Origin of the sequence: Actinomadura sp. B10D3 (assembly GCF_039871695.1) — a bacterium.
GTDB lineage: Bacteria > Actinomycetota > Actinomycetes > Streptosporangiales > Streptosporangiaceae > Spirillospora > Spirillospora madurae.
Genome location: NZ_JBDPLY010000016.1, coordinates 110212 through 136595, shown reverse-complemented (window position 1 = coordinate 136595; position 26384 = coordinate 110212). Strand labels below are relative to the sequence as shown.

The following is a 26384-nucleotide window of genomic DNA, read 5'->3' as shown; positions in this document are numbered from 1 at the left end:
CACGTGCGAGTCTACGGCTCGGCGAAGACGTTTTCGGCGCGTCCGCCGACCCGGGGCGCCCGCCGGCCCGCGCGGCAGCATGTGGACAGACGGCAGTCCTTTTCGGGGCGTCCGGTTGACTCGATCTCCTGACCGGCGCAACTTGACGAGTACGGAGCGGGCACACCCCGCCGGACCGGCCCGGCCGGTCCGTGACCGGGACGCGAGGCCCCGTGTCGCGTCCCGGCATGCCCGCCCGCAGATGCGCGGTGTCAACAGGGACGCGCGCACCGTGAGGGGGAAGTGGCATCGATGACGATCCACCAGCATGACGTCCAGGGGCGGCGGGACGGCGGGACGGTCGCGGTCCCCGCGCAGTGGCCGGGCGCGACGGCGCAGCTCGCGCAGGGGGCGGCGGCCCCGCCCGTGCCGCGGCCGGTGCCGGTCCCGGTGCCGGCGCGCAGCGGGCACCGGTTCCTCGTCTACAAGCAGGACCCGTCGGTCACCGAGCTCGGCGCCCGGCCGGTGTTCGTCCCGACCGTGGTCCTGATCGGCCCGGCGGACGCCCGCGTCCGGACCGAGATGCCGGGCGTCACGCCGGTCGCGCGCAACGCCGGCGGCGACTTCGTGTTCGCCGCCGGCACTCCGCAGTTCGACTGCGCGCACACGTTCGCCGTCGTCCGGCGGACGATGGCGATGTACGAGCGGCACAACGGCGGCACCCCGCTCCCGTTCGCGTGGAACGTCGGCGGCAACACCGACCGCCTCACCGTGTTCCCCCACGCCGGCGAGGGCGCGAACGCGTTCTACAGCCGGACGGCGAAGGCGCTCAAGTTCCTGTCCTTCACTCCGGAGGGCCGGCAGCCGTCGGAGGTCGTCCACACGTGCCGGTCGCTCGACATCGTCGCGCACGAGACCGGCCACGCGATCCTGGACGGCCTCAAGCCGGGCTGGCTGTCGGCGGACAACCCGCCCCAGACGGGCGGGTTGCACGAGGCCTTCGGCGACATCACGGCGATCTTCCTGGCGCTGGCGGAGCCGGACCAGGCCGAGGCTCTCGTCGCGCTCACCAAGGCGAACCTGCACGACACGTCGTTCCTGCCGGAGCTGGCGGAGGAGTTCGGCCGGGCGCTCGGCAGGCCGTCCGGGCTCCGCGACGCCGACAACGACCTGAAGCTCAGCGAGGTCGGCAACGAGGTGCACGCCATCTCGCAGGTGTTCACCGGCGCGGTCTACGACGTGCTCGCCGACCTGTACACCTTCGAGTTGAGCCGGCAGCGGCGCACCAAGGACCCGGCGATCGTGCTGATCGAGACGGCGTCCGCGCTGTGCCGGCTGGTTTTCGAGGCGTTCGTCGCCGCGCCCGGCACCGGCGCCCGGTACGTCGACGTCGCGAACACCATGCTGCGGATATCGGCGAACCGCGGCGATCCGGCGATCTACCGGACGTTCATCCGCAACCGGTTCGCCGTCCGGGAGATCACGACGGCGGTGACGCCGCTGCGCGACCTGATGAGCGGGCGGGTGCCGATGACCGAGGCCGGCTACACCGGGGACGGGCAGGACGTCACGGAGGTCGAGCCGCACGACGAGCACTCGGCGAGCCTGCGGGCCGGCCAGGACCGGTCGCGCTGCTGCGGCACCATGCAGATGCCCGAGTACCAGGTCATCGCGGCGGAGAAGCTGGCCAGGCGCGGCTCCCTGACGGACGAGGACATCCTCCGGGAGGAGCTCGACGAGCTGCGCCGGGTGTTCGGCACGTAGCCGGACCGCCGTGGCGGGCCGACCCCTGCGGCCCGCCACGGCCGCCGCTCAGCCGGTCTTGCGGTGGTCGCGGGCGGCCTCGGCGGCCATGTGCACGGCGACGAGGTCCGCGCCCGTCGCGGCCATGGACGCGGCGGCGACCGCCCCCTCGACGAGCGGGGCGTCCGCGAGGAGCACGTCATCGCGGTCGGCGTCCTCGATGAACATCGTGGCGGTCAGCACGGAGCTGCCGAGGTCGGGGATCAGCACGACGCCGTCACCGCCGTCCGCGGCGCCGACGGCGTGCTCGACGAGGTCGATGCTGGTGCCGAGGCGCCCCTCGGTGTCGCCGCCGGCGGGCTCCACGACGGCCTTGCCGATGCCCATCGCCCGCGCCACCTCGACGGCGCCCTCCGCGAGCGTCGGGCTGTGGGAGACGATCACGATCCCGACCACGTCACTCCTCCCCGGCCACGTCGGCCAGCGCGCGGAGCAGCAGGGCCGTGGAGGACGCGCCGGGGTCGAGGTGCCCCTCGCTGCGCGCGCCCAGATAGCTGGCGCGGCCCTTGCGGGCCCGCATCGGAACCGTGCCGTCCGCGCCCTTGGCCGCGGCGTCCGCGGCGGCGCGCACGCAGGCGGCCAGGCCGGAGCCCTCGGCGAGCGCGGCGTCGTAGGCCGCGACGGCGGGCGCGAGCGCGTCCACCATCGTCTTGTCGCCCTCGACGGCCTTGCCGAGGTCCTGGACGCCCTCCAGCGCGGCCTGCAGCGCGGTGCCCAGCGCGGCGGCGTCGACCTCCTCGGCGGCGCCCAGCACCTTCCCCGCGCGGCGCAGCGCCGTCCCGTACAGCGGACCGGACGCGCCGCCGGTCTTCGACACGATGGCGCGCCCGGCCGCGATCAGCACCTTGGCCGGCGTGGTGGGGTCGTCCGGCAGCGCCTCGACGGCGGCGCGGAAGCCGCGGTCCAGGTTGTGGCCGTGGTCGCCGTCGCCGATGGCGGCGTCCAGCCGGGTCAGCCGGTCGGCGTCGGCGGACACCAGCTCGGCCGCGTGCCTTACCCAGGTGGCGATCTCCTCGGCGTTCACCGGCCCCACCGCAGCCCGGGGGTCTCGACCGGGGCGTCCCAGAGCCGGACCAGATCCGGCGTCACCCGGCACACGCTGATCATGCAGCCGGCCATCTCCAGGCTGGTGACGTACGGCCCGACCAGGCGGCGGACGACCGTCGCGCCGTGCCCCTCCAGCCACTCGGCGGCGGCGGCGTAGGCCACGTACTGCTCGATCAGCGGGGTGCCGCCCATCCCGTTCACCAGCACGAGCACCTCGGACCCGGACAGCGGCATGTCGGCGTCGATCGCGCTCAGCGACGCGTCCACGATCTCGGTGGCCGTGCCGACCCTGGCGCGCTCGCGGCCGGGCTCGCCGTGGATGCCGATGCCGAGCTCCATCTCGTCCTCGCCCAGCTCGAACGTGGGCGACCCGGCGGCCGGGACGGTGCACGACGACAGCGCGACGCCGAACGACCGGCTCCGCTCGTCGACCTCCCGCGCGACCGCCGCGACGTCCGCGAGCGCGCCGCCCTCCTCGGCGCGCGCGCCGGCGATCTTCTCGGCGAAGAGGGTGGCGCCGGTGCCGCGCCGCCCGGCGGTGAACGTGCTGTCCTCGACCGCGACGTCGTCGTCGACGATGACGGAGGTGACCTCGATGTCCTCGTCCTCGGCCAGCTCGGCGGCCATCTGGAAGTTCATGACGTCGCCGGTGTAGTTCTTCACCAGGTGCAGCACCCCGGCGCCGCCGCTCACCGCCATCGTCGCCGCGATGATCTGGTCGGGCACCGGCGAGGTGAACACCTCGCCGCAGCACGCGGCGTCCAGCATCCCGTACCCGACGAAGCCGGCGTGCAGCGGCTCGTGGCCGGAGCCGCCGCCCGACACCAGAGCGACCTTGCCCGTGCGGGGCGCGTCCCCCCGCACGACGGTGCCGTTCCCCGGATCGACCGTCAGCTCGGGATGCGCTGCGGCCAGGCCGCGCAGCGCGTCGGAGACCACGTCCGCCGGAGCGTTGATGAGTTTGCGCATGTCTCTGCTCTACCCCGGTGGGACGCCGCATCCCAGGCCCAATCGTCGATCTTGCGTATATCGGATGGCCGGGCGCTTCCCCGCGGCATAGGTTTCACCCGTGAACAGAGCACCACGAATCCTCTACGACTGCGACACCGGCATCGACGACGCGATGACGCTGCTGTACCTGGCCTCGCTGGTCCGGGCGGGCGAGGCGGAGCTGGCGGGGGTCGGAACGGTCCACGGCAACATCGACCCGCTGACCGGCGCGCTGAACACGCTGCGGGTCCTGGAGGCCGCGGGCGTCAAGGCGGGCGAGCAGGGCGTGCCGGTCGCGGTGGGCGCCGCCCGGCCGATGGCGCAGGACGTCCACTACGCGCTGGACTGGCACGGCACCGACGGCCTCGGCGACACGCACCTGCCCGCGCCGGCCGGGCGCCCGGTCGCCGAGCCGGCCGCGGCGCAGATCGTCCGGATGGCGCGCGAGGCGCCGGGCGAGCTGACGCTGCTGGCGACCGGCCCGCTGACCAACCTCGGCGCCGCGCTGCTGCTGGACGACGCACTCCCGTCGCTGATCCGCGAGGTGGTGGTCATGGGCGGCGCGTTCGACCACCCGGGCAACATCACCACGCACGCCGAGGCGAACATCTGGCACGACCCGGAGGCCGCCGACCTGGTGTTCGCGGCGGACTGGCCGGTCGTGCTGGTGCCGCTGGACGCGACCCACCCGACCGCCGTCCACGACGACTGGCTGGACCGGCTCGCCGCCCACGGCACCTCCGTCACCCGCTTCGCCGCGAGCATCCTGGAGTTCTACGCCGAGGCCTACACGCCGACCCTCAGGCGGCGCGGCGCGGTCATCCACGACGCGCTCGCCGCGATGCTGGTCGTCGACCCGGACCTCGGCGAGTACGCGCACCGCCCCGTCCGGGTGGAGCTGCGGGGCGAGCTGACCCGCGGCACGACGGTGTGGGACGCGCGCTCCGTGCCCGCCGAGGACGCCCGCCGCCCGGTCAAGATCGCGGTCGGCGGCGACGTGGAGGCGTTCAAGGAGAGACTCCTGGCCGCGCTGACCTCCTTCTGATCATCAGGGTTGCCGGGAAACCGTTCGCCGACCTTATTGTTGAAAGGTGACCAGCGTTCTGGACGACGGCGAAGTAGAGCGGATCCTGGCCGTGATGGCGCATCCCGACGACGTCGACTTCGGCGTCGCCGGGACGGTCGCCGGCTGGACCGACCGGGGCATCGAGGTCGTGTACCTCATGGTCACCGACGGCGACGCCGGCGGCTTCGACGACGGGATCACCCGCGCGGAGATGGCCGCGCTGCGCCGCGAGGAGCAGCGCGCGGCGGCCAAGTGCGTCGGGGTCGGCGACGTCCGGTTCCTCGGCCACCCGGACGGGCGGGTCGAGGCGACGCTGGACCTGCGCCGCGACATCGCCCGGGTGATCAGGCAGGTGCGGCCGGACCGGGTGGTGATGCCGAGCCCGGAGCGCAACTACGAGCGGATCTACCCGAGCCACCCCGACCACCGGGCGGTCGGCTCCGCCGCGCTGGACGCCGTCTACCCCGACGCCCGCAACCCGTACGCGTTCCCGGAGCTGCTCGCCGACGAGGGGCTGGAGGCGTGGACGGTCCGCGAGGTGTGGATGAGCGGCGGTCCCGTCGTGAACCACTACGTCGACATCACCCCCCGGTTCGAGCGGAAGCTGAACGCGCTGCGGGCGCATGCCAGCCAGACGGCGCACATGGGCGACGGGCTGGCGGAGATGCTGCGCGGCTGGCTGGGCGCCAACGCCGCGGCGGCGGGCCTTCCCGAGGGCGCCCTGGCGGAGTCCTTCCATGTCATCGACACCGCATGACGGAGCCCTGCACACTCCTAAATACGGTCACGCATCAAATATGACTCTTTACAGGCCGTAATTAGCCCCAGATCGGGCATGTACCCCCATGTGTCACAACACGGGGGGTCATCATGCCGCAGGAGATCGAGGCCACCGCCACTTCCTCCGCAGCACCGGAAGTGATCTTCAAGCATCTGTGCGTGGCCGAGGCGTGGGACGACTGGGGCGGGTTCTGGACGCGCGTGCGGCGGGAGTCCGCCGGCGCGGAGCACCCGAACGGGCTCGGTGCCGTCCGGTACGTCCGGTCCTGGCGCGAGGAGGTCGTGGCCTGGGATCCGCCGCGGCACTACGGGTACATCGCGCAGGCCGGGCCGCCGCCCCGCCGCCTGCGCGCCGACATCACGCTGGAGCCGCACGTCGGGGGGACGCTGATCCGCTGGCGCGGCGAGGTCGACGGGTTCCCGGGCACCCGGCCGTTCACCCGCGCCGTCCTGCGCCGCCGGCTGGACGCCTACGCGCGCCGGGTGGCGCGGCACGCCGAGCGCTGCGAGCCGGGCTGCGCCGCCCGCCTGCCCGGCGCCATCTGACGCACCGGTTCATCCGGTCACACGGAATGTCGCACGCATTCGGGGGGATCGATGCGACGTCACCTCATCGCGCTCGCCCTGGCGGCGGCGGGCGCCACCGGAGCGGGGGCCGCCACCTACCTGGCCGTGACGGACGGGCAGAGCCGCAGGAGCGGTGTCACCGTCAACGCGTCCGAGTCCATCAAGAAGAGGCCCGCCGGTGAACGGACCACCGCGGCGAAGGTGACGACACGCCCGTTCAACGCGGCGGCGCTGCGCCGGGCGGTCCGCGCCTACTTCGAGAAGCGCCCCGGCGAGGCCGGGATCATGGCGACGGACCTGCGGACCGGCCTGTCCTTCGGCGAGAACGAGAAGCAGCGCTTCGTCTCGGCCAGCGTCATGAAGGTCGACATCCTGGCGAGCCTCCTCCTGCAGCGGCAGCGCGCCCGGGGCAGGCTGTCGGACGGCCAGCGCCATCTGGCCGAGCGGATGATCCGGGAGAGCGACAACGCCGCCGCGGACGCCCTGTACTCCGCGGCCGGCGGCGGGGCCGGCGTCAGGAAGGCGAACGCGGCGTTCGGCCTGAAGCACACCAAGCCGTTCCCCGGCGCGGGGTCGTGGGGGTCGTCCTGGACGAGCCCCGCCGACCAGGTGCGGCTGCTCGGGCACCTGGCGTCGGACCGGAGCGCGCTGAAGGCGTCCGGACGCCGGTACATCCTGGGCCTGATGGGCTCGGTGATGGAGGAGCAGGCGTGGGGCGTCAGCGCCGCGGCCCGTCCGGGCGAGAAGGTGGCGCTCAAGAACGGCTGGACGCCCGTGCACCGCCAGGGGCACGGGTGGGCGGTCAACAGCGTCGGGCGGATCACCGGGGCCGACCACGACTTCCTCATCGCGGTGTGCAGCGGCGGCAGCCCGACCATGGGGTCGGGCGTGTCGACGGTCGAGCACGTCGCCGGCATGGTCGTCGACACGATGCGGGCGTCGCACGCGTGAGACCGGCGCCCGGCGGCGGATCCCCAGACCGGGCGGCGGGCCGGCCGCCCAGCACGTGCCGGGATCGTCAGCGGGCCAGTGGCCGGGTGAGCTTCTTGCCCTCGGCGGCTGCCACGGCGACGCAGGTGACGGTCCGGTCGCCCGACTTCCAGGAGTCCGCGGTCGGGTAGTAGTAGGAGTTCGCGAGGCTTCCCGCGGCGGGGTCGCGGCGGAGCCGCGCCTGCGTGCGCGCCTTGCAGCCGGTGGAGGCGAGCTGCTGGAGCTGCGACTCCGGCGGCATCGTGAAGCCCTTGAGGCGGAACACCGCCGTCACCTCGCCGTCGTGCGGCTGGGTGCACGGGACGATCTTGACGCTCTCCACCTCGACCGGCTCGCTGGTCGCGCTGCCGGTGGTCGCGCCAGCGTCGTCGTTGATGCAGTTGCCGACCCGCATCTTCTGGGCGTCGACCTTCTCGGGCTTGGTCTGGGTGACCTTGGGAGAGGCTCCGCCCGTGTCGTCACCGGAGCCGCCGCTGCCGCGCAGCACGAACCCGGCGATGCCGGCGACGATCCACAGGGAGGACAGGATGATGCCGGCGATCGCGAGCCCCCGGCCCTTGCCGCCGTTCTTGCCGATCTGGTTGAGCGAGATGACCCCGAGGATGATGCCGAGCACGCCGAGGCAGCCGAGAAGCCCCGTGACGAACGCGGCGATCGCCATGCCGTTGGTCTTGTCGGCCTTGGAGCCGTAAGGGGAGCCGTAGCCGGGTTCCACCGGCATGGGCGGGGGCGGATAGGGAGCGTCGGGGCCCGGCTGCCCGGGCCCGGGGGGAGGGTAGGTCATGGGGAGCGACTGTCCCATATCGGACGGTATCGATGATCAGCCTGGGGCGGTTTCCGGCGTTACGATTTGCTCACAGTTAAGGTGAAAACGTTTACCTCTGACCATGGCGTGGGCAAAGGTATTCGCCCCGCGCGCTCCGCCGGCTAGACGAGGCGGCGCGCGGCGGCCCAGCGGGACAGCTCGTGCCGGTTCGACAGCTGGAGCTTCCGCAGGACGCTGCTCACGTGCGTCTCCACCGTCTTGACGGAGATGAACAGCTCCTTGGCGATCTCCTTGTAGGCGTAGCCGCGGGCGATCAGCCGCAGCACGTCCCGCTCCCGCTGGGTGATCTGGTCGAGCTCGGGATCCACCGCGGGGACGTCCGTGGCGGCGAACGCGTCCAGCACGAACCCGGCGAGGCGCGGCGAGAACACCGCGTCGCCCTCGGCCACCCGGCCGATCGCGTCCGTCAGCTCCGGCCCGGAGATCGTCTTGGTGACGTAGCCGCGCGCCCCGCCCCGCACGACGCCGATCACGTCCTCCGCCGCGTCCGACACCGACAGCGCGAGGAACTTGGAGCCGACGGCGCCGTGCAGCCGCCGCAGCACCTCGATGCCCCCGCCGCCCGGCAGGTGGACGTCCAGCAGCACCACGTCCGGCTGCGTCGCACGGATCACCGAGACCGCCTCGTCGACGTCGCCGGCCTCGCCCACGATCTCGACGCCGCCGCCCAGCTCCGCCTTCACGCCGGTCCGGAACATCTGGTGGTCGTCGACCAGCACGACCCTCTTCAGCACGTCGCTCATGCTCTCCTAATCTCCAACCGCACTTCAGTGCCCTCACCAGGGGAGGTACGGACGGTCGCCTTGCCGCCGTTGCGCTCCATACGTCCGATGATGGACCCCCGGACGCCCATCCGGTCCTCCGGGACCTGGTCGAGGTCGAAGCCCTTGCCCCGGTCGCGGACGAAGATGGCGATCTCGTCGCCCTCGACCTCCGCGTACACCGACACCGACGACGCCTCGGCGTACTTGGCCGCGTTCACCATCGCCTCCCGGGCGGCCTGCAGCGCGGCGCCGAGCCGCTCGTCCAGCGCCGTGTCGCCCACGCAGACGACCTCGATCGGCACGCCGTGGTCGTCCTCGACCTCGCCCGCCGTCTCCCGGATCGCGGCGGCGAACGTCCGGTCGGGGTCGGCGCGCGGCTGGTAGAGCCACGTCCGCAGCGTGCGCTCCTGGGAGCGGGCGAGCCGCTGCACCTCGCGGGTGTCGTGCGCGTTCCGCTGGATGAGCGTCAGGGTGTGCAGCACCGAGTCGTGGATGTGCGCGGCGAGCTCGGCGCGCTCCTGGGACCGGATGCGCTCGTGCCGCTCGGCGTCCAGATCCTGCCAGAGCCGCACCACCCACGGCGTCACGATCACCGCGACCCCGGTGAGGATGATCAGCATGGCGATGACGACCGACCGCGCCTGGTCGGCGTCCACGTTCTGCGCCACGAACCCGCCGATGCCGCCGACGACGAGCAGCAGCCCGAGCAGGCTGCGCAGCCACCGCTCGCGCAGCGGGAGCGTCCAGCGCTGCCGCTGGTCGCGGTCGGCCTGCTGCCACAGGATCGCGGCACCGACCCCGCCGACGACGAACGGCCACAGCGCCCACCGGGCGACCGCGGCGCCCCACGGCAGCGCGGCGAGGCCGAGCGCGACCGCCGTGTAGGCGAGCAGCTGGCCCCAGTCGCGGCCCCGCCGCCCGGCCGGCCGCTCCGCCCCCTCCGCGGCCGGCACCAGGATCCAGAACGCGGCGTACGCGGCGACGCCGAGACCGCTCGCCATCGTCAGCAGCACGAACGCGGCCCGGACGAGGAACACGTCCACGCCGAGGTGCGCGGCCAGGCCGCGGCACACCCCGGCCACCAGCCGGCCCTCCGCGGCCCGCTCCAGCCGGGGCGGCGCGACCGGCGTCGCGCCCGGCCGCTCGGCCGTCTCTTGGCTCACCGCCGTCCTCCCCTGGGGTTCTCCCACGTCATCGATCGTCACACGCCCCGGCGCGAACCGCATCAGGGGACCACCCCGGACCCGTCTCAGGGTCCGAATCAGGGACGTCCCCGATACCCCCGGGCGGGCGGGGCGCGCGACCATGGCGGCATGGGCGAGGAAGAGACGGTCCAGAGCGAAGCGGTCCAGCAGAAGGCGGACGCGGGCTACCGGCGGCTGACGCGCGACACCGACCGGCGGCTGCTGGCCGGCGTGTGCAGCGGCCTCGGCCGCTACACCGGCATCGACCCCGTCGTGTTCCGGGTGGGGTTCGCGATCCTCGCCCTCGCGCACGGGCAGGGCGTCTTCCTCTACATCGCGGCGGCGCTGCTGATGCCGGCGAGCCCGCAGGAGTCGTCGCTCGCCGAGCAGCTCCTCAAGCGCTGGTTCGACGCGCAGGGCGTCCTGTCGATCCTCGGGGGCCTGCTCGGCGTCGGCGTCGTGCTCAGCCTGACCAGCGGCGTCTCCACCGACTCGATCGCGATGCTGGTCGTGTTCGGGCTGGTGCTGCTCGTCGCGCGCTCGCGGGGCGTGGACCTCGTCTCCGCGGCGCGGGCCGTCCCGGAGCGGGTCACCGGGCACACGCCGGAGCCGTCCGCGTCCTGGGTGCGGCAGGGCGGCGCGGGCGTCTCCCTCGGCAAGGACGAGCCGCGTCCCGCCGAGGCGGGCGGGCTGCCGGAGGGCATGATCGACCTCGCCGCGTACTCGGCCGCGTGGGAGGAGCCCGAGCCGGTCCGGCCCGCGGCGCCGGCGCGGGAGCGGGAGCGGGACTGCGGCGGGCGCTCGCCGGTCGCGACGATCACGCTGCTGGCCGCGATGGCCGCGGGCGCGGCGATGATCCCGGTCGCGCAGGCGTACACGGCGCCCGACTCGTGGCTGATCGTCATGGCGCCCGCGCTGGCCGTCATCGGCTGCGGCCTCGTCCTCGGCGGCTGGTTCCGGACCCGCGGCCTCGCGGCGGCCGGCACCGTGCTGACCCTCGCCATGCTGACCACGGCGGTGGCGGGCGACGCCCCGCGCAACGCCGAGTACGGGGACGTCCAGTGGCGCCCCACCGACCCCGCCCAGACGAACCAGGTCTACAAGGTCGGCGTCGGCCAGGGCGATCTCGACCTGACCGCCCTCCCGCTCGCCGCCGGGCAGCGGGTCGAGATCGAGGCGCGGATCGGGGTCGGCGGGCTGACCGTCACGCTTCCGCCCGCGGCCCGCGTCCTGCTGGACGCGAAGATCGCGGTCGGCGACCTGAGCGTCGGCCGGCGGACGACGAGCGGGCCCAACGCCAGGGACGTCCGGACCCTCGAACCGGAGAGCGGGTCGAGCGGGAACCCGCCGGTGATCGTGCTGCGGATCCGCGGCAAGTTCGGAGATGTGGACGTGAACCGTGGCTGAGCGCGACGTGGCGAAGAAGAAGAGGTTCCGGTTCGATCCGGCGGGGCCCGTGACGGGGCTGTTCTTCCTCCTGCTCGCCGCACTGTTCCTCGTGGACGGCCTGTCGGACGAGGACGTCCTGCCCGCGACGACGCTGATCCCCGTGGTGCTGATCGGCCTCGGGCTCGTCGGGACCGTCCGGGTGCTGACCCGGTCGCGCCGCCGCGACCTGCGCTGACGCGCGGGCGCCCGGCCCGTCCCGCCCGCCGGTGGCCCTTTCCCGGACGCCGGGGACGCCGAGTAGTGTGATCTCGACGGCAGGTGACGGAACGAGGTCGGATGTCGGGGGAGGCCGGGAACCCGGAGGGGTGCGCGGACGTGCTGCCCGGATCCCGCTCCGCGCTCGACCCCGGCCGCGCCATCAAGCCCGGGCGGCACGGCCTGTCCCCCGAGACCGTCGCCGGCATCCAGCGCGAGCGCCTGATCGACGCGTTCGTCCAGGTCGTGTCCGAGCGCGGGTACGCCCACACCACGATCAGCAGCGTGACCGAGGGCGCGGGCGTCACCAAGAAGACGTTCTACGCGCACTTCACCGACCTGGACGACTGCTTCCTGGCCGCCTACCAGCGCGGCATGGACATCCTGCTCGGCCGCATGACGGAGGCCCACCGGTCCGCGCCGTCCTGGCCGGACGGGATCCACGCGGCCCTGCGCACGCTGCTCGCCGTCCTCGCCCGCGAGCCGCGGTTCGCGCGGGCGTCGCTGGTGGAGGTGAATGCGGCCGGCCCGCAGGTCCGGCGGGCGCGCATCGACAACCTCGCACGGTTCCGCGCCTTCTTCACCGATCCGTCGCTGCCGCCCGTCCCGGTCGAGGTGGTGGACGCGGTCGTCGGCGGCGTGTACAGCGCGATCCACGTCCGGATGGAGACGGGCGAGACGGAGGAGCTGCCGGCGCTGCTGGCGCCGCTCACCTACTTCGCGCTGCTCCCCTTCGCCGGCCGCGAGACCGCGTCCGCATATCTCGACTCGGCCTGACCGGCGCCTCCGGGCGCCGGGACCCCCGCCGCGGCCCGCCGGTTGACGTCCTGACCGGGAACGGCCCGAGATCATCCGGCGTCTTGACGTGAAAAACCTACGGGTTTCTAGTGACGGTGGAGTGTGTCTCGGACTCGGGGTTCCACGGTTCCCAAGGAGGCGATGGCGATGCGCCATCGACGCAGGAAAGCCATCTCCCTCGCCGCTGCGCTGGCGCTCGCCGCGGGCGCCCTGACCGCCGTCCCCGGCGTCGCCGCCGCCGCGGGCCCGGTCGCGCAGATCGCCCTTCCCGTCCCGGACGTCGTGCCGTCCGGCCTCGCCGCCGGCCCCGGCGGGACCGTCTGGTACGCCGCCAACAGCGGCGGCATCGGACGCGTCGACGCCGCCGGCAAGGTCACCGAGTACGCCGTCGGGGCCAACTCCAGGGACCTGCTCGGCATCCCCGACGCGATGGCCGCCGCCCCGGACGGGTCGCTCTGGTTCACCGACCTGTCCGCCAGCGTCCCGCGGGTCGGCCGCGTCGACCCGGCCACCGGCGCGTCCACCCTCTACGAGCTGCCCACCACCGGCACCGTCGGCTTCCGGAACGCCCAGGTCACCGGCATCACCGCCGGACCGGACGGCGCCATGTGGTTCACCGGCCGCTCCTCCGGCTCCATCGGGCGCATCGAGGCGTCCGGCACCGTCACCGCCTACGCCACGGGACTCGTCCCCGTCGAGATCACCACCGGCCCCGACCGGGCCCTCTGGTTCACCACCAACGGCGGCACGATCGGCCGCCTCGACCCCGCCACCGGCGAGGTCGCGTCCTACCCGACGCCGAACGGCCGCAACGGCAGCCCCGTCATGGGCGGCATCGTCACCGGACCCGACGGCGACCTCTGGTTCACCGAGCCCGGCGCCGGCAAGGTCGGCCGCATCGACCCCGCCACCCACGCGGTCACCGAGTACGCCACCCCCCTCGCCGACTCCATGCCGAGCGGCATCACCGCCGGCCCGGACGGCAGGCTCTGGATCACCGAGATGGCGGCCAGCAACATCGCGAGCGTCGACCCGCTGTCCGGCGCGATGCGCGAGTACCCGCTGCCGGCGACGCTGTCCGCCCCCGCCCGGATCATCAGCGGACCCGGCGGGCACCTGTGGTTCACCGAGCCCGGACGCGGCCTGATCGGCCACCTCGACCCGGCCGCGCCGCCCGCCGGGACCCGCAACCCCGCCGTCCCGCCGACCAGGGCCGGCAGCGCGCCCAACGGCGCGGCCCGCTTCATGAACCAGTGCCCGGCCGGGCAGATCTGCCAGACCCAGGCCACCACCGGCGGCAGCGTGAAGATCGGCTCCTTCGAGCAGGAGCTGCCCGCCGGCGCCATCCGCATCACCGGCTACATCGGCGAACCGGACGAGACCGGTGACCTCGTGCTGAAGCCCCCGGTCGCGGGACGGCAGCTGGAGTCCGCACCGGTCGAGGTCCCGGGCGGGCTGATCGGCCGGCTACCCCTGGTCGGCCCGATCCTCGGCAAGACCCCCGCGGCCCTGTGGGACGTCAACCGGCTGACCGTCACCCAGTCGCTCGCCGGCCCGATCCACGTCTCGCTCTCCGGCGGCCTCGGCGCCAAGGCGTCCCTGAACGTCCACCTCAACAACCAGCTGCTCGGCGCGACCTGCGCCATCGGCCCCATCGAGGCCGACCTCGCGCCCGCGTTCCGGACCGGCGGCCTCGCCATCAACCCGGCCCTGTCGTGGGGCGCCGCGCAGATCGCCATCGACGCGCCCGTCGCCGTCCCGGCCGCCAAGGGCTGCGGCCCGTTCGGGATCCTCGACGGCGTCATCAACCAGATGATGGGCCTGCCGTCCCCCGCGTCCGAGAACTCGATGACCCTGACCGGGATCATCAGCCTCGCCGCCGGGATCAACCCCTCCAACACCCCCGAGACCGCGCCGCCCGCCCCGGCGGCCGAACTCCTCCGGAAGGCCCGCACCCCCGTCGCGCCCGGCGCCCTCCCGGCCGCCCCGCGCAAGACCACCGTCCGGGTCGCCCCGCGCTGACCCCTCGCACCCGCGCGGCGGGCCCGGCCCCCGGGGCCCGCCGCGCGCCCTACCTCCTGGAGGACCCATGCGCGCGGCGGTGCTCGCGCTGCCCCTGGTGCTCGCGGTCTCGCCGGCCGGATGCAGCGGCTCCGAACCGCCCGCGGCCTCCTCGCCCGCGCCGGCGACGGCCTCGGCCCGTCCGACACCGCCGGTGCTGAACGGCGTGCGGCCCGGCGCCGAGAAGAAGTCGTCGCTGGACGGCAACTGGACGGCGGGCTCCGGCTCCCGCCGGGTGGCGCTCTTCCTCTACCGGGGCGCCGCCGCCCTGAACGCGCCCGGCTTCTGCACCGGGACCGTCGACGCCTCCGGCCGGATCAAGCTGACCTGCGCGAACGGCTCCCGCGACCGGCTCATCGGCCATGCCGAGCTGCGCTCGGGAAAGCTCGTGGTCAGCTGGACGGGAGGTCGCCGGGACGTGCTCCACCGGCGTGCAGGCTGACCGCGAACGCCGGCCCCGGATTCGTCAGCGCGAGCGGCCCGCCGTGCACCCGCACCCGGTTGGCCCGCAGCGCCCGCTCGGTGACGCCCCGCCCGGTCATGGTCACCGCCGCCAGCTCGCCCGCGACCAGCGTGCTGACCTGGCCGTGCACCGTCCCGCCGTGGCCGGGCGGCCAGGTGGTCAGCCACGCCTCGCCGTCGAGCGGCACATGCACCGGCCCCGCGGCGTCGAAGCGGACGAGCCCCCACCACTCCCCCGGGCGTCCGGCCAGGTCGCGGACGCGGGCGGCGAGCTGCCCGACGGTCGGCGGGCGGACGGTGGACGCGCGGCCGTGCGGATCGTCCTGGCCACGCATGGTGAGATCGGGAACCACGGAAAGGTCCACGGGAAGACAGTCCTTCGTGTACGTGTGTCGGCCGGAATGAACTGAGGTCAGCGACAACACGAAGGACACAGCGCGCTGGCCACGCGGCGCAGGGCCACGGGGCTGTCGGTCGACACGCGCTCGGTCACGGAGACAAGAAGACACTCCGTAACCGACCCTTGTCAAGCCGATCACCCTAAGTCCACCGGACATCCGCCCGGCGCGCCGCGACCGCCCCGGCCTGACCCGCGCGTCAACCCCGACCTCGGCGGCTCCCGCATCTTCACAGCCGTGAAAGTCGGCCGTCGCCCAGACGCTCGCCGAATTCCGCGACCAATTCCGCTACAACCTGGAGGACGTCGGTTTCCGTGCGTTCAACGCACGCGTCCCCATGCTCTACCAGTGGGACGACCACGAAACCGTGAACAACTGATATCCCGGCGAAATCCTCGACCTCCCGCAGTACACCGAGAAACGGGTGACATATAACCCGGCGAATTCCTACGGCCCCCTGCTGGACGTCTTCATGCTCGACATGCGGACGCACAAGAACCCGAATGACGCGAACACCTCACCCACGCAGCCGACCGAGGGCCACCGGTTCTTCGGCAGGCTCAGCGGCTGAGGATCAGGTACGCGATCCAGGTGAGGACCAGGGTCACGAGCATCGATCCGAGGCATCCCAGCCTGGACGAGGAGAAGAGGAACATACGGCGGGCTCTACCCCCCAACCGCCGGAAATCGCCTGCGCACCCCCCTTGGGCCCCCTCCTCGTCCGGCGTCTTACCTGGTGGAGAGGGTGTCGGGGTCCAAGGGTGTGTTTTAGGGCGAAAACCGGAGAAGTAAGGGGTGAGCCCATTACGGTCGGTTGGGAGCCGCCCACGGAACGGAAGGGAAGGGACGGCGAAGGCCGACGCTCCTGGAGGAGCACATGACCCCCCAAAGCAGAACAGACGCGACAGAAGCCACTCATATGGACGAAGTGGACGTCCACCCCGACGTCCACCGGGCCACCGAACCCGACGAGGAGCAGGTCCTCCGGGAGCTCTACGGCGAGCCCGACGCCGACGGGATCTTCCGCGGGGAGGGTTCCGGATGAGCGCCGCAGGAATGATCGCCGAGGCCCGCAAGTCGCTCGGCATGTCGGGCCGCCCGAACACCATCACCAAGGAGTACGCGTCCCGGCACGGGGACGAGTTCCTCCGCGCGTCCTGGTGCGACATGGCCATCACCTACTGGGCCCGCCACAGCGGGAACGCCGGCGCGGTCCTGCCCGGCGGCGACCGCGCCTACACGGTCTGGCACGCCGAAGATTTCAAGAAGGCCGGACGGTGGCACAGCGGGACGACCGCCAACGTCAACCAGGCCAAGCCCGGCGACATCGTGTTCTTCGACTGGGGCGCCACCAACAGCATCGGCGCCATCGACCACGTCGGCGTCGTCGAGAAGGTCCTCGGCGGCGGGCGGCTCCAGACCATCGAGGGCAACACCGGCGACGCGGTGAAGCGCCGCGTCCGGGACTCCGGTGTCATCGCCGGTTACGGAAGGCCCGCCTACGGCGGGGGCAACTGGACGGAGGACATGGTGAAGAAGCTCCCCGAGCTGAGCAAGGGCGACACCGGCGAGCACGTCGAGAGCGTGCAGGGGCTGCTGATGGCCCGCAGCCACCCCGAGGTGAGCATGACCGGCAAGTTCGACGACGCCACGGAGCAGGCCGTGAAGGCGGTCCAGCGGTGGGGAGGCGTCGAGGACGACGGCATCGTCGGCGCCAAGACCTGGCCTGTTCTACTCCGCGTCCACTAGCGCCCATCAGTGCCCCAGACATCGGTAAACAAACCGCGTCTGGGGCTAGTACGGGATTCAACAGCGGAATAGGTTCGTAGGGTCGCCTTCCACGGAGGTGGCCCCGATGACGTGGCCGGATTCGCGCGCCCCGCCCAGGGGACGTCTCTCCAAGTCCACCCCGAGACGTCCCTGGGAGAAAACGCATGCCACGTATCCGTGTAGAGGTCGACGGAGCGACGTACGAGGACGACGTCGAACCGCGCCTCCTTCTCGTCCAGTACCTGCGCGAACGGCTGGGAAAGGTCGGAACCCCGGTCGGGTGCGACACCAGCAATTGCGGAGCCTGCACCGTCCTGATGGACGGGCTGAGCGTCAAGAGCTGCTCCGTCTTCGCCGTCCAGGCCGACGGCCGTGACGTGACGACCGTCGAGGGCCTCGGCGTCGACGGCACGCCGCACCCGATGCAGCGGGCCTTCCACGAGGAGCACGCGCTCCAGTGCGGCTACTGCACGCCCGGCATGATCATGGCGTCGCTCGACCTGCTGCGGGAGAACCCCGACCCGTCCGAGGAGGAGGTCCGGGAGGGCCTCGAAGGCAATCTGTGCAGGTGCACCGGCTACCAGAACATCGTCAAGGCCGTCCGGAGCGCGGCGAGCGAGATGCGCGAGCCGGGCCGGCAGGAGGTGACGCCGTGACCGTGCAGGAGGTAGGCAGCCCGCGCAAGCGGTCGGAGGACGCCCGGCTCATCACCGGCCGGACGCGGTGGACCGACAACATGACCCCGGCGGGGACGCTGCACGTGGCGTTCCTGCGCAGCCCGTACGCGCACGCCCGGATCACCGGTGTGGACACCGGCCCGGCGAAGGAGCGTCCCGGCGTGGTCGGGGTGTTCAGCGGGCGCGACTTCGCCGACGAGCAGGGGTCGCTGCCCTGCGCGTGGGTCGTGACGGAGGACATGAAGCTGCCGGACCACCCGCCGATGGCGGTGGACGAGGTCCGGTACGTCGGTGAGCCCGTGGCGTGCGTCGTGGCCCGGGACAGGGCCGCGGCCGTCGATGCCCTTGAGGAGATCGACGTCGACTACGAGCCGCTGCCCGCCGTGGTGGACATGGAGGAGGCGATCGCCGACGGCGCCGATCTGGTGCACGGCGACCTCGGCACGAACAAGTCCTACACGTGGGTGTTCGAGAACGGGGACCTCGACGCCGCGATGAGGGACGCGCCGGTCGTCATCGAGCGCCGCTACGTCCAGCAGAGGCTGATCCCGACGGCGATGGAGCCGCGGTCGGTCCTGTGCGTGCCGGAGAGCGACGAGTTCACGCTGTACTCGGCCACGCAGATCCCGCACGTCCTGCGGCTGATGCTGGCCACGGTCACCGGGATCCCCGAGCACCGGCTCCGGGTCGTCGCACCGGACGTCGGCGGCGGCTTCGGCTCCAAGCTCCAGGTGTACGGGGAGGAGGTCCTGGCGCTGCTGCTGGCGCGCAGGCTCGGCCGTCCCGTCAAGTGGACCGAGACGCGCAGCGAAGGCAACATGACCGTCCACCACGGGCGCGACCAGATCCAGCGGATCACGCTCGCGGCGGAGCAGGACGGCCGGATCCGCGGCCTGAAGGTGGACCTGCTGGCCGACATGGGCGCCTACCTGATGCTGGTCACTCCCGGCATCCCGCTGCTGGGCGCGTTCATGTACAACGGCATCTACAAGATGGACGCGCTGTCGTTCACCTGCACGGGGGTCTTCACGACGAAGACGCCCACCGACGCCTACAGGGGCGCGGGTCGTCCGGAGGCCACGTACGCCATCGAGCGGGTGATGGACGAGCTGGCCGTCGAGCTGGGGCTCGACCCCATCGAGGTGCGGCGCCGCAACTGGATCGAGCACGAGGAGTTCCCGTACGAGACGATCGCGGGTCTCACGTACGACTCGGGCAACTACGAGGCGGCGACGGAGAAGGCGCTGGAGCTGTTCGAGTACGACAAGCTGCGTGCCGAGCAGGCGGACCGGCGGGAACGCCAGGATCCGGTGCAGTTGGGCATCGGGGTGTCCACGTTCACGGAGATGTGCGGTCTCGCTCCGTCCCGCGTGCTGGGCTCGCTGTCGTACGGCGCCGGCGGCTGGGAGCACGCCGCCGTCCGTGTGCTGGCGTCGGGCAAGGTCGAGGTGGTCACCGGGTCGTCCGCGCACGGGCAGGGCCACGAGACGGCGTGGGCGCAGATCACCGCCGACCGGCTGGGCGTGCCGTTCGAGGACGTGAAGGTCCTGCACGGCGACACGGCGATATCCCACAAGGGGATGGACACCTACGGTTCGCGTTCGCTGGCCGTGGGTGGTGTCGCGCTGTTCTCGGCCTGCGAGAAGGTCGTCGACAAGGCCAAGAAGGTGGCCGCGCACCTGCTGGAGGCGTCCGAGCAGGACCTGGAGTTCAGCGGCGGGCGGTTCAGCGTCCGCGGCGTCCAGGAGGAGGGCAGGACGCTGCAGGAGGTCGCGATGGCCGCGTTCGCCGCGCACGACCTGCCCGACGGCATCGAACCCTCGCTGGACTCCGACGCCACGTTCGACCCGGACAACTTCTCCTTCCCGCACGGCACGCACCTGTGCGCGGCCGAGGTCGACACCGAGACCGGGATGGTGAAGCTCCGCAAGTACGTGGCGGTGGACGACGTCGGCAAGGTCGTCAACCCGCTGATCGTGGAGGGGCAGGTGCACGGCGGTCTCGCGCAGGGCATCGCGCAGGCGCTCTACGAGGAGGCCGTGTACGACGCGGAGGGCAACCTCACGACGACGACCATGGCCGACTACCTGGTCCCGTCGGCGGCCGACCTGCCGACGTTCACGACGGACCGGACGGAGACGCCGGCGACGTCCAACCCGATGGGCGTGAAGGGCGTCGGCGAGGCGGGCACGATCGCCTCGACGCCGGCGGTCGTCAACGCGATCGTGGACGCGCTGCGGCCGTTCGGCGTGCACGACGTGCCGATGCCGTGCTCGCCGGAACGCGTGTGGCGCGCGATGCGCGCGGAGGAGAAGCCCGCCGCCGCCGAACCCGGCGCGGGCGGCGGTCTCGGTTCGGCCGGAGGTGACCAGTGATCCCCGCGACGTTCGACTATGTCCGTCCCGCCTCGGTGGACGACGCCTGCCGGGCGCTCGCCGACGCGGGCGAGGACGCGAAGGTGCTGGCCGGCGGGCAGAGCCTGATGCCGCTGCTGCGGCTGCGGCTCGCCTACCCGGACGCGCTGATCGACCTGGACCGGGTGGACGGGCTCCGGGAGATCCGCGACGAGGGCGATTCGGTCGTCATCGGCGCGATGGCGACGCACCACCAGGTGATCCGCGACCCGCTGGTGCGCGAGCACGCGCCGCTGATCGCGCGGGCGACGGAGACGGTCGCCGACCCGGCCGTCCGGCACCGCGGGACGTTCGGGGGGTCGCTGGCCCACGCCGACCCGGCGGCCGACCTTCCCGCGGTCGCGCTGGCGCTGGACGCGCTGCTCCTCGTCCGGTCCGTGCGCGGTGAACGGGAGATCCCGGCGTCGGAGTTCTTCGTCGACTGGATGACGTCGGCGATGGAGCCGGACGAGCTGCTCGTGGGCGTGCGCGTGCCGAAGATGGGCGCGGGCTGGGGCGTCCACTACGAGAAGTTCCACCGGACGGCGCAGGCGTGGGCGATCATCGGTGTCGCGTGCGCGGTCCGCCGCAACGGCGACGGGATCGAGGAGGCGCGCATCGGGTTGACCAACATGGGCCCGAAGCCGGTGCGGGCCGAGGCGGCCGAGGCCGCCGTCCGGGGACGGCCCGCGTCGGAGGACGCGTTCCGCACGGCCGCGGCGCAGGCGGCGGCCGGCACGGAACCGCCCACCGACCTGCACGGGTCGTCGGAGTACCGGGCGCATCTGGCGACGGTCCTCACGGCGCGGGCGCTCGCCGCCGCCGCGGGCTGACCGTCCGTACGGGCGCGGTCGTGGGGCCGGATCCCGCGGTTCGCGGGCGTCCGGCCGCATGGCCGGCGCGCCGCCGGGTACGGCTCGTCGGGGTCCCCCCTGGCGGCGCGGCGGGCGGCCACCGTAGGGTCGCGGCAGGGTCCGCGGACGATAAGGACATTGATCATGGAACTCGACCACGATTTCACCGTCCCCGTTCCGATCGATCAGGCCTGGCAGGTGCTGCTCGACGTGGAGCGCGTCGCGGCCTGCATGCCGGGGGCGACCCTCGACTCGGTCGAGGGCGAGGAGTTCGCCGGGCGGATGAAGGTGAAGGTCGGCGCGATGACCATCACCTACCGCGGCACCGCGCACATCGTCTCGGCGGACGAGTCCGCCCGCGTGGTGACGATGGAGGCTTCCGGCAAGGAGGCCCGCGGGTCCGGGACGGCGGCGGCGACCGTCCAGGCGAAGCTGCACGAGGAGGACGGCACGACACGCGTGACCGTCCACACGAAGCTGAACGTGACGGGACGGCCGGCGCAGTTCGGCCGCAACATCCTGTCGGAGGTCGGTTCCAAGGTCATCGACCGGTTCGCGACGGCGCTGGCAGCCGAGCTGGAGAGCTCGGGCGACGGCGGCGCGGCCGCGCCCGCCGAGGCTCCTGCGGAGGCTGCCGCCGAGGCGCCGGCGACGGCTGCCGAGAGCCCCGCCGAGGCCGCGAAGGCGGAGGCCGGGGCCGGGGCGGCGTCCGCGAAGCCGGAGGAGCCCGCGGAGAAGGCCGAGCCGGCCACAGAGCCGGCCAAAGCGGAGCCGGCCAAGGCGGCGCCCGCCCGGCCACCGCTCCACGTGGCGACCAAGGACGACGCGATCGACCTGCTGGAGGTCGCGGGTCCGTCGATCGCCAAGCGCGCGGTGCCGGCGCTCGGCGGCCTGATCGCGGTGCTGCTGGCGTTCCGTTTCCTGCGCCGGCGGAAGAAGGGCTGACCTCCGCGGAGACCGGCCGGTACCGGCCCCGGGTCAAACCGGGGTCAACGATCCGTGCGCGTCCGGCGGAGGTGGTGGCACGCGCCGCCGCCGATGCCGTCGGCTTGTCCTGTGGACACCATCGACCTTCAGCGGATCGCGCGGATCGAGGACGGCAACTGGTGGCACCGCGAGCGCCGCGAGATGCTGTCCGCGGAGCTGCTGCGGTTCAGCGTGCCCGGGGCGGGCGTCGACATCGGAGCCGGGTCGGGTTCCTGCTGCCGGATGCTGATGCGGCACGGCTGGCGGGCCGTCGCGGTCGACCTGGACCCGGAGGCCGTGGTGCTGGCCCGCGCGTCCGGCGTGGAGGCCTACGAGGGCGACGCGCGGTACCTGCCGCTCCCGCCGTGCGAGTACGACCTGGCGCTGGCGCTGGACGTCCTCGAACAGGTGGAGGACGACGCGCGGGCGGCCGCGGAGATCGTCCGGGTGCTGCGGCCGGGAGGGACCGCCCTCGTGTCCGTGCCGTGCGACATGGCCCTGTGGTCGGTGCACGACGTGACGCTCGGGCGGGTGCGCCGCTACACCCGCCGCGCGCTCGTCGAGCTGCTGGAGGGCGCCGGGCTCGTGCTGGAACGCGTGTGGAGCAGGGGCGTCCTGCATCGGCCGTTCCTGCGCCTGCTCAGGAACCGGACGGCACGAGGGGAGGACCTGGCTCCCCTGCACCCGCTCGCGAACGAGGCGTTGCGCCTGTCGGCCGCGCTGGAACGGCGGCTCCCGGTCGCGTCGTGGCCGGGCGCGTGGCTGTTCGCGCGGGGCCGCCGTCCGGGCTGAGACGGCGCTGCTGGGACGGCACCGCTCAGGAGGCTCCGAAGATGCGGTCGACCGTCCTGGACGCCGCCTGGCCGTCGTCGTGCGGGCAGTACTTCACGAAGAAGCGGTCGTAGGCGTCCGCGTAGTCCTGCTCGCTGTCGGGCGCGGCCTTGACCACCTCGGCCACCTGCGCGGATGTCCGCACGACCGGCCCGGGGGCTTCGGCTTCCAGGTCGATGTACATGCCGCGCAGGTGATCCCGGTACCACTCCAGGTCGTAGGTGTAGAGGACGATCGGGCGGCCCAGGACGGCGTAGTCGAACATCGCGGACGAGTAGTCCGTGACGAGCACGTCGGCCGCCATGTACAGCTCGGCCATGTCGGGGTAGCGGGACACGTCGATGGCGAAGCCGCCGGCCTCATCTATGGCGATGCGGTCCCGGTCGGTGACGTGGTGGTGGGTCCGCAGGAGAAGCACGTGGTCCTTGCCCAGGGCCTGCTGCATGGTCTCCACGTCCAGTTCCAGGGAGAACCCGCGCCTGCCGTCAGGGTGGCACCGGTCGTCCCGCCATGTCGGCGCGTACAGGACGACCTTCTTCCCTCGGGGGATGCCCAGGCGCTTGCGTATGCGCGTCCCGATGCGCTCCCACTCGGGTGTGCTGAGGATGTCGTTGCGGGGATATCCCGTCTCCAGGACCTCACCGTCGTACTTGAACGCACGCCGCATGACCTGGGTGGCGTACGGGCTGGGAGACAGCAGCAGGTCCCAACGCGGCACCTCCCGTTCCATCCAGTCCAGGCGCTCGGCGCGGTGGTACGGCATGTCCCGCAGGTCGTAGGCGAGGCGCTTCAGCGGAGTGCCGTGCCACGTCTGCACGTAGGTCTGGCCCTCCCGCTTGACGTACCAGGGCGGCATTCCCTGGTTGGTGACGATGTACCGGGCGCGCGCCAGGACGCGGTAGTGCTCGCGGCTTCCTGCCAGGACGGTCTGGGCCTTCCCGTCGACCGCGAACTGGCCGTCCTGGGAGACCCACACGCATTCCAGATCGGTGTCGCGGCGGTCGAGTTCCTCGTAGATGGCCTGCGGGCTGCAGCTGTACTGCGAGCCGTTGTAGCTGTCGAACACGGCGATGTCCGACAGGGGGCTCCGCAGGTAGACGGGATAGTCGCGCTGCTGGAGGAGCACCTGTGCGTGACCGCCCGCCTCGTCCTCCTCAAGGGCAGGGCGGCTTTCCAGGGTCAGGGCATCGATCTGGTGGACGCCGACCGCGAAGTCGTGCGTGCCGAGGCGCCGCGGACCGGGGAGGCCGGGGATGGCCTCACGCGCGACGACGACGGCCACCTCGCCGGGTTCCGTGCGCGCCAGGAGGTCCCAGGTGCCGCTGCTCAGCGGCAGGTCCGTCCCGAACACGCCCATCGTGGACGGCGTGACCGCCGCGGTGAAGCGGTCCTCCTCCCAGGTGACCGGGATGCGGTGCTCGTCGCCCGACCGGCGCCGCCGCAGGACGAAGTGGTCGGGACGGTTTCGAGCGTCGGTGAAGTCCCCGTTCAGCGCGAGCCGGCCGTTCTCGTCCCAGTCCGCGGCCGTGACGACCGGGCGGCGGCTTCGCTCCACACCGCGCAGGTTCCCGAAGGCGGTGCGGGTGAGGGCGAACTCCCGGCCGCGTCCCGCGCGGTCCGGGAGGGCGTACCGGGCGACCTTGACGTTGCTCGCGACGGCGAGCCTCAGCGGGCCTCCCTCGCCGGTCAGCCGGATGTCCCAGTCGATGGCGTCGCGCAGGTGCGCGCGGTAGGGCGCGGACCCGTTCTCGCCGGGCGGGACGGACCCGAGGAACTCCAGGGGCAGCCTCGCGGTGAAGTCGAACCCGGTACCCTCCGCCATGCGCAGGACGGCCGACTGCCGCAGCGTCACCTCGCCCCGGACCTCGGGCCCGCCGTGGCGGCGCTGCGCCACCATGGCGGCCCCGGCTCCGAGCGCGCGCCGCGTCCATCCGGTCAGCACGAGCGCGCCGTCCTCGCAGCGGATCCGGGTGACGACGGCCTTGGCGCGCTTGACGTGGACGACGAACACGTCGTCGTCACCGGCGGCCGGCTGGACGGCCACGTGCTCGTCCACCTGCCGGGCCGCCGTCCAGCGCACGGCCGGCGCCATCGCGGTCAGCCGCCGGGACGCCCGGCGCCCGGCCGTCGTCACCTCGGCGAACAGCTCGTAGGTGGCCGTCCGCCACTCGTCGCCGTCCAGCAGGTAGTCGGGCTCCACCCGCACGGTGAACCCGGACCAGTCGTAGGAGACGCTCGACTGGCCGGAGCGCGCCGTGACGTCCGGGCGGCGGCTCCGCTCCACGGGCAGCCTGATCTCCTTCCCGGTCCGCACATCGCGCATCCAGACGCGGATACGGGAGTCCGCCGCCGACGACACGTCCAGCCGGTCGAAGTGCGCGTGGCCTTCGACGATGAGCGTGTCGACGTCCCATTCGACGCGGTCGACGTCCGCCCACAGGGTGAGCTCGTCGGTGACGTCGTACACGTCCTCCGGGACGCCCCTCTCCACGTCGTCGAAGAAGGGGTAGCGGGCGTACCAGCGCGGGCGGAGGCGGCCCCGGGACACGAGCGGGACGTCCCGCGGCTGGTTCTCCTCGAAGCGCAGCACCTCCAGCAGCTCGGGGAGCATGCGCTCGCCGAGCAGGTGCGTCTCCAGCCTCCTGATCGCCTCCAGCCCGGCCGCGGGGGCACGACCGGCGTCGGCGACGACCTCGGCGCCCAGCTCGACCAGGCGTTCCCGCTCCTCCCACGTGGCGGCGGGGAGGGCGAGCATGAGTTCACGCACATCCAGGTCCAGGGCGTACGTGTCGTAGATGGGGAGGAGGTCCGGTGCGTGCTCGCGGACGAAATCCCGCACGTTCGCCAACGTCGCCATGCGCAGGGTGATGTCCGCCGGGTCGGGACGCAGCCGTGTGGCCGTCCCCGGACGGTCCCGCCAGAAGTAGACGGTCGCGTCGAGCACGTCCACAGCGGAGGCCAGTACCTGCGTCTGCACGGCGACGAGCGCGTCCTGGCCGTTTCCGAGCTCGAACCGGTGCGCGTCCCAGAACGAACGCCGGTAGACCTTGTTCCAGACCATCCTGTCTTGCAGCAGGGACGGGTGACCGGACACGTGCGTCGACTTCACCGTCTTCGCGTAGGCGTCGCCATGGAGCGGCGACTGCCACACCTGCTCCCCGTCCAGGCACATGACGTTTCCGCCGGCGAGGTCCGATCCGGTCACATCCAGCGTCCCGGCCAGCAGCTCGCAGGCATACGGCGGCAGCGCGTCCTCGCCGTCGGCGAACGCGAGGTAGCGGCCCTTCGCCTCCTCGACGCAGGCGTCGACGGCGGCCGTGCCGGGACCGGGCTGGACGAGCGTGAAACGGTCGTCGCGTGCGGCGAAGTCCTTGGCGAGGACCGTTCCGCCGTCGCCCGCCCCGTCCTCCACCATGAGCACCTCGATATCGCGCAGCGTCTGCGCGGCGAGCGACTCCAGGCACTCCGCCAGCCGGCCATCGGTGGTGTGGAAGGGGACGACGATGCTTACCTGCGGGGACACGAGCGGCTCCG

26 protein-coding genes and 1 pseudogene are annotated in these 26384 nt (G+C 72.8%); 19 read left to right on the top strand and 8 right to left on the bottom strand.

The features are described from left to right. Nucleotides 1-291: 291 nt before the first annotated feature. Nucleotides 292-1743 carry a hypothetical protein gene (locus tag ABGB11_RS23935; protein WP_347636155.1) on the top strand — a complete coding sequence of 484 codons (1452 nt, stop codon included), beginning with the start codon at nt 292-294 and terminating at the stop codon, nt 1741-1743. Between the two features lie 48 nt (nt 1744-1791). Here the strand turns inward: ABGB11_RS23935 and ABGB11_RS23930 are convergent, their stop codons facing one another. The 3 genes from ABGB11_RS23930 to dhaK are packed head-to-tail and all read right to left on the bottom strand — an operon-like array spanning nt 1792 to nt 3798. Further along, nucleotides 1792-2178 carry a phosphoenolpyruvate--protein phosphotransferase gene (locus ABGB11_RS23930; RefSeq protein ID WP_347636154.1) on the bottom strand — a complete coding sequence of 129 codons (387 nt, stop codon included), beginning with the start codon at nt 2176-2178 and terminating at the stop codon, nt 1792-1794. A gap of 1 nt (nt 2179) precedes the next feature. Next, nucleotides 2180-2806, bottom strand: a complete 627-nt coding sequence (dhaL, locus tag ABGB11_RS23925; protein WP_347636153.1) for a dihydroxyacetone kinase subunit DhaL — start codon at nt 2804-2806, stop codon at nt 2180-2182. Then, entirely contained in the window at nt 2803-3798 is a 996-nt protein-coding gene (dhaK, locus tag ABGB11_RS23920) for a dihydroxyacetone kinase subunit DhaK (protein WP_347636152.1), read from the bottom strand. Before dhaK ends, dhaL begins: the two co-directional genes overlap by 4 nt. Nucleotides 3799-3898: 100 nt before the next feature. On the opposite strand from dhaK, the gene ABGB11_RS23915 reads away from it, so the two are divergent. The 4 genes from ABGB11_RS23915 (at nt 3899) to ABGB11_RS23900 (ending at nt 7183) form a co-directional block, all read left to right on the top strand. Continuing rightward, complete coding sequence (locus ABGB11_RS23915) at nt 3899-4864, top strand: nucleoside hydrolase (RefSeq protein ID WP_347636150.1); 966 nt, start codon at nt 3899-3901, stop codon at nt 4862-4864. Between the two features lie 94 nt (nt 4865-4958). After that, nucleotides 4959-5642 carry a PIG-L deacetylase family protein gene (locus ABGB11_RS23910; protein ID WP_347636236.1) on the top strand — a complete coding sequence of 228 codons (684 nt, stop codon included), beginning with the start codon at nt 4959-4961 and terminating at the stop codon, nt 5640-5642. A gap of 113 nt (nt 5643-5755) precedes the next feature. Beyond that, on the top strand, nt 5756-6211 hold the full coding sequence (locus tag ABGB11_RS23905) for an SRPBCC family protein (protein ID WP_347636149.1): 456 nt from the start codon (nt 5756-5758) through the stop codon (nt 6209-6211). A 51-nt stretch (nt 6212-6262) separates the two neighbouring features. After that, nucleotides 6263-7183 (top strand): serine hydrolase, encoded by a 921-nt coding sequence (locus ABGB11_RS23900; protein WP_347636148.1) that lies wholly within the window; start codon nt 6263-6265, stop codon nt 7181-7183. A gap of 67 nt (nt 7184-7250) precedes the next feature. Here ABGB11_RS23900 and ABGB11_RS23895 read toward each other — a convergent pair whose 3' ends face one another. The 3 genes from ABGB11_RS23895 to ABGB11_RS23885 form a co-directional block, all read right to left on the bottom strand. Further along, nucleotides 7251-8006 (bottom strand): DUF4190 domain-containing protein, encoded by a 756-nt coding sequence (locus tag ABGB11_RS23895; protein WP_347636146.1) that lies wholly within the window; start codon nt 8004-8006, stop codon nt 7251-7253. Nucleotides 8007-8149: 143 nt separating this feature from the next. Continuing rightward, nucleotides 8150-8791 carry a response regulator transcription factor gene (locus ABGB11_RS23890; protein ID WP_347636145.1) on the bottom strand — a complete coding sequence of 214 codons (642 nt, stop codon included), beginning with the start codon at nt 8789-8791 and terminating at the stop codon, nt 8150-8152. Next, complete coding sequence (locus tag ABGB11_RS23885) at nt 8788-9975, bottom strand: PspC domain-containing protein (RefSeq protein WP_347636144.1); 1188 nt, start codon at nt 9973-9975, stop codon at nt 8788-8790. Before ABGB11_RS23885 ends, ABGB11_RS23890 begins: the two co-directional genes overlap by 4 nt. A gap of 150 nt (nt 9976-10125) precedes the next feature. Between ABGB11_RS23885 and ABGB11_RS23880 the strand changes: the two genes are divergently transcribed. From ABGB11_RS23880 to ABGB11_RS23860, 5 genes are all read left to right on the top strand, one after another. After that, nucleotides 10126-11403: a PspC domain-containing protein gene (locus ABGB11_RS23880; RefSeq protein ID WP_347636142.1), complete on the top strand. Its 1278-nt coding sequence runs from the start codon at nt 10126-10128 to the stop codon at nt 11401-11403. After that, nucleotides 11396-11620, top strand: coding sequence for a hypothetical protein (locus tag ABGB11_RS23875; RefSeq protein ID WP_347636141.1), 225 nt, complete (start codon nt 11396-11398; stop codon nt 11618-11620). Before ABGB11_RS23880 ends, ABGB11_RS23875 begins: the two co-directional genes overlap by 8 nt. A 101-nt stretch (nt 11621-11721) precedes the next feature. Continuing rightward, the gene (locus ABGB11_RS23870; RefSeq protein ID WP_347636139.1) at nt 11722-12417 is read left to right on the top strand and encodes a TetR/AcrR family transcriptional regulator; all 696 of its coding nucleotides are present in this window, start codon (nt 11722-11724) and stop codon (nt 12415-12417) included. A 168-nt stretch (nt 12418-12585) separates the two neighbouring features. After that, nucleotides 12586-14460 carry a hypothetical protein gene (locus tag ABGB11_RS23865; protein WP_347636138.1) on the top strand — a complete coding sequence of 625 codons (1875 nt, stop codon included), beginning with the start codon at nt 12586-12588 and terminating at the stop codon, nt 14458-14460. A 67-nt stretch (nt 14461-14527) separates the two neighbouring features. Next, nucleotides 14528-14941, top strand: coding sequence for a hypothetical protein (locus ABGB11_RS23860; RefSeq protein ID WP_347636137.1), 414 nt, complete (start codon nt 14528-14530; stop codon nt 14939-14941). Here the strand turns inward: ABGB11_RS23860 and ABGB11_RS23855 are convergent. Continuing rightward, nucleotides 14892-15326 carry a cysteine dioxygenase gene (locus tag ABGB11_RS23855; protein WP_347636136.1) on the bottom strand — a complete coding sequence of 145 codons (435 nt, stop codon included), beginning with the start codon at nt 15324-15326 and terminating at the stop codon, nt 14892-14894. The two genes, ABGB11_RS23860 and ABGB11_RS23855, sit on opposite strands and share 50 nt — an antisense overlap. A 292-nt stretch (nt 15327-15618) precedes the next feature. On the opposite strand from ABGB11_RS23855, the pseudogene ABGB11_RS23850 reads away from it, so the two are divergent. From ABGB11_RS23850 to ABGB11_RS23810, 9 genes and pseudogenes are all read left to right on the top strand, one after another. Beyond that, nucleotides 15619-15738, top strand: a pseudogene (locus tag ABGB11_RS23850) (alkaline phosphatase D family protein); the annotation flags it as partial. Nucleotides 15739-15783: 45 nt separating this feature from the next. Then, nucleotides 15784-15930 carry a hypothetical protein gene (locus ABGB11_RS23845; RefSeq protein WP_347636134.1) on the top strand — a complete coding sequence of 49 codons (147 nt, stop codon included), beginning with the start codon at nt 15784-15786 and terminating at the stop codon, nt 15928-15930. A gap of 348 nt (nt 15931-16278) precedes the next feature. After that, a complete protein-coding gene (locus ABGB11_RS23840; RefSeq protein WP_347636133.1) occupies nt 16279-16404 on the top strand; it encodes a hypothetical protein in 126 nt (41 codons plus the stop codon). After that, complete coding sequence (locus tag ABGB11_RS23835) at nt 16401-17108, top strand: peptidoglycan-binding protein (RefSeq protein WP_347636131.1); 708 nt, start codon at nt 16401-16403, stop codon at nt 17106-17108. Before ABGB11_RS23840 ends, ABGB11_RS23835 begins: the two co-directional genes overlap by 4 nt. Before the next feature lie 185 nt (nt 17109-17293). Then, nucleotides 17294-17785: a (2Fe-2S)-binding protein gene (locus ABGB11_RS23830; protein ID WP_347636130.1), complete on the top strand. Its 492-nt coding sequence runs from the start codon at nt 17294-17296 to the stop codon at nt 17783-17785. Then, the gene (locus ABGB11_RS23825) at nt 17782-20181 is read left to right on the top strand and encodes a xanthine dehydrogenase family protein molybdopterin-binding subunit (protein WP_347636128.1); all 2400 of its coding nucleotides are present in this window, start codon (nt 17782-17784) and stop codon (nt 20179-20181) included. The genes ABGB11_RS23830 and ABGB11_RS23825 overlap by 4 nt, the downstream gene beginning before the upstream one ends. Further along, entirely contained in the window at nt 20178-21032 is an 855-nt protein-coding gene (locus ABGB11_RS23820) for a xanthine dehydrogenase family protein subunit M (protein ID WP_347636127.1), read from the top strand. Before ABGB11_RS23825 ends, ABGB11_RS23820 begins: the two co-directional genes overlap by 4 nt. Before the next feature lie 165 nt (nt 21033-21197). Continuing rightward, nucleotides 21198-21998 carry an SRPBCC family protein gene (locus ABGB11_RS23815; RefSeq protein WP_347636125.1) on the top strand — a complete coding sequence of 267 codons (801 nt, stop codon included), beginning with the start codon at nt 21198-21200 and terminating at the stop codon, nt 21996-21998. Nucleotides 21999-22109: 111 nt separating this feature from the next. Next, the gene (locus ABGB11_RS23810) at nt 22110-22811 is read left to right on the top strand and encodes a class I SAM-dependent methyltransferase (RefSeq protein WP_347636124.1); all 702 of its coding nucleotides are present in this window, start codon (nt 22110-22112) and stop codon (nt 22809-22811) included. Nucleotides 22812-22836: 25 nt separating this feature from the next. On the opposite strand, the gene ABGB11_RS23805 is transcribed toward ABGB11_RS23810, so the two are convergent. Then, on the bottom strand, nt 22837-26373 hold the full coding sequence (locus tag ABGB11_RS23805; protein ID WP_347636123.1) for a CDP-glycerol glycerophosphotransferase family protein: 3537 nt from the start codon (nt 26371-26373) through the stop codon (nt 22837-22839). Between the last annotated feature and the right edge of the window lie 11 nt (nt 26374-26384).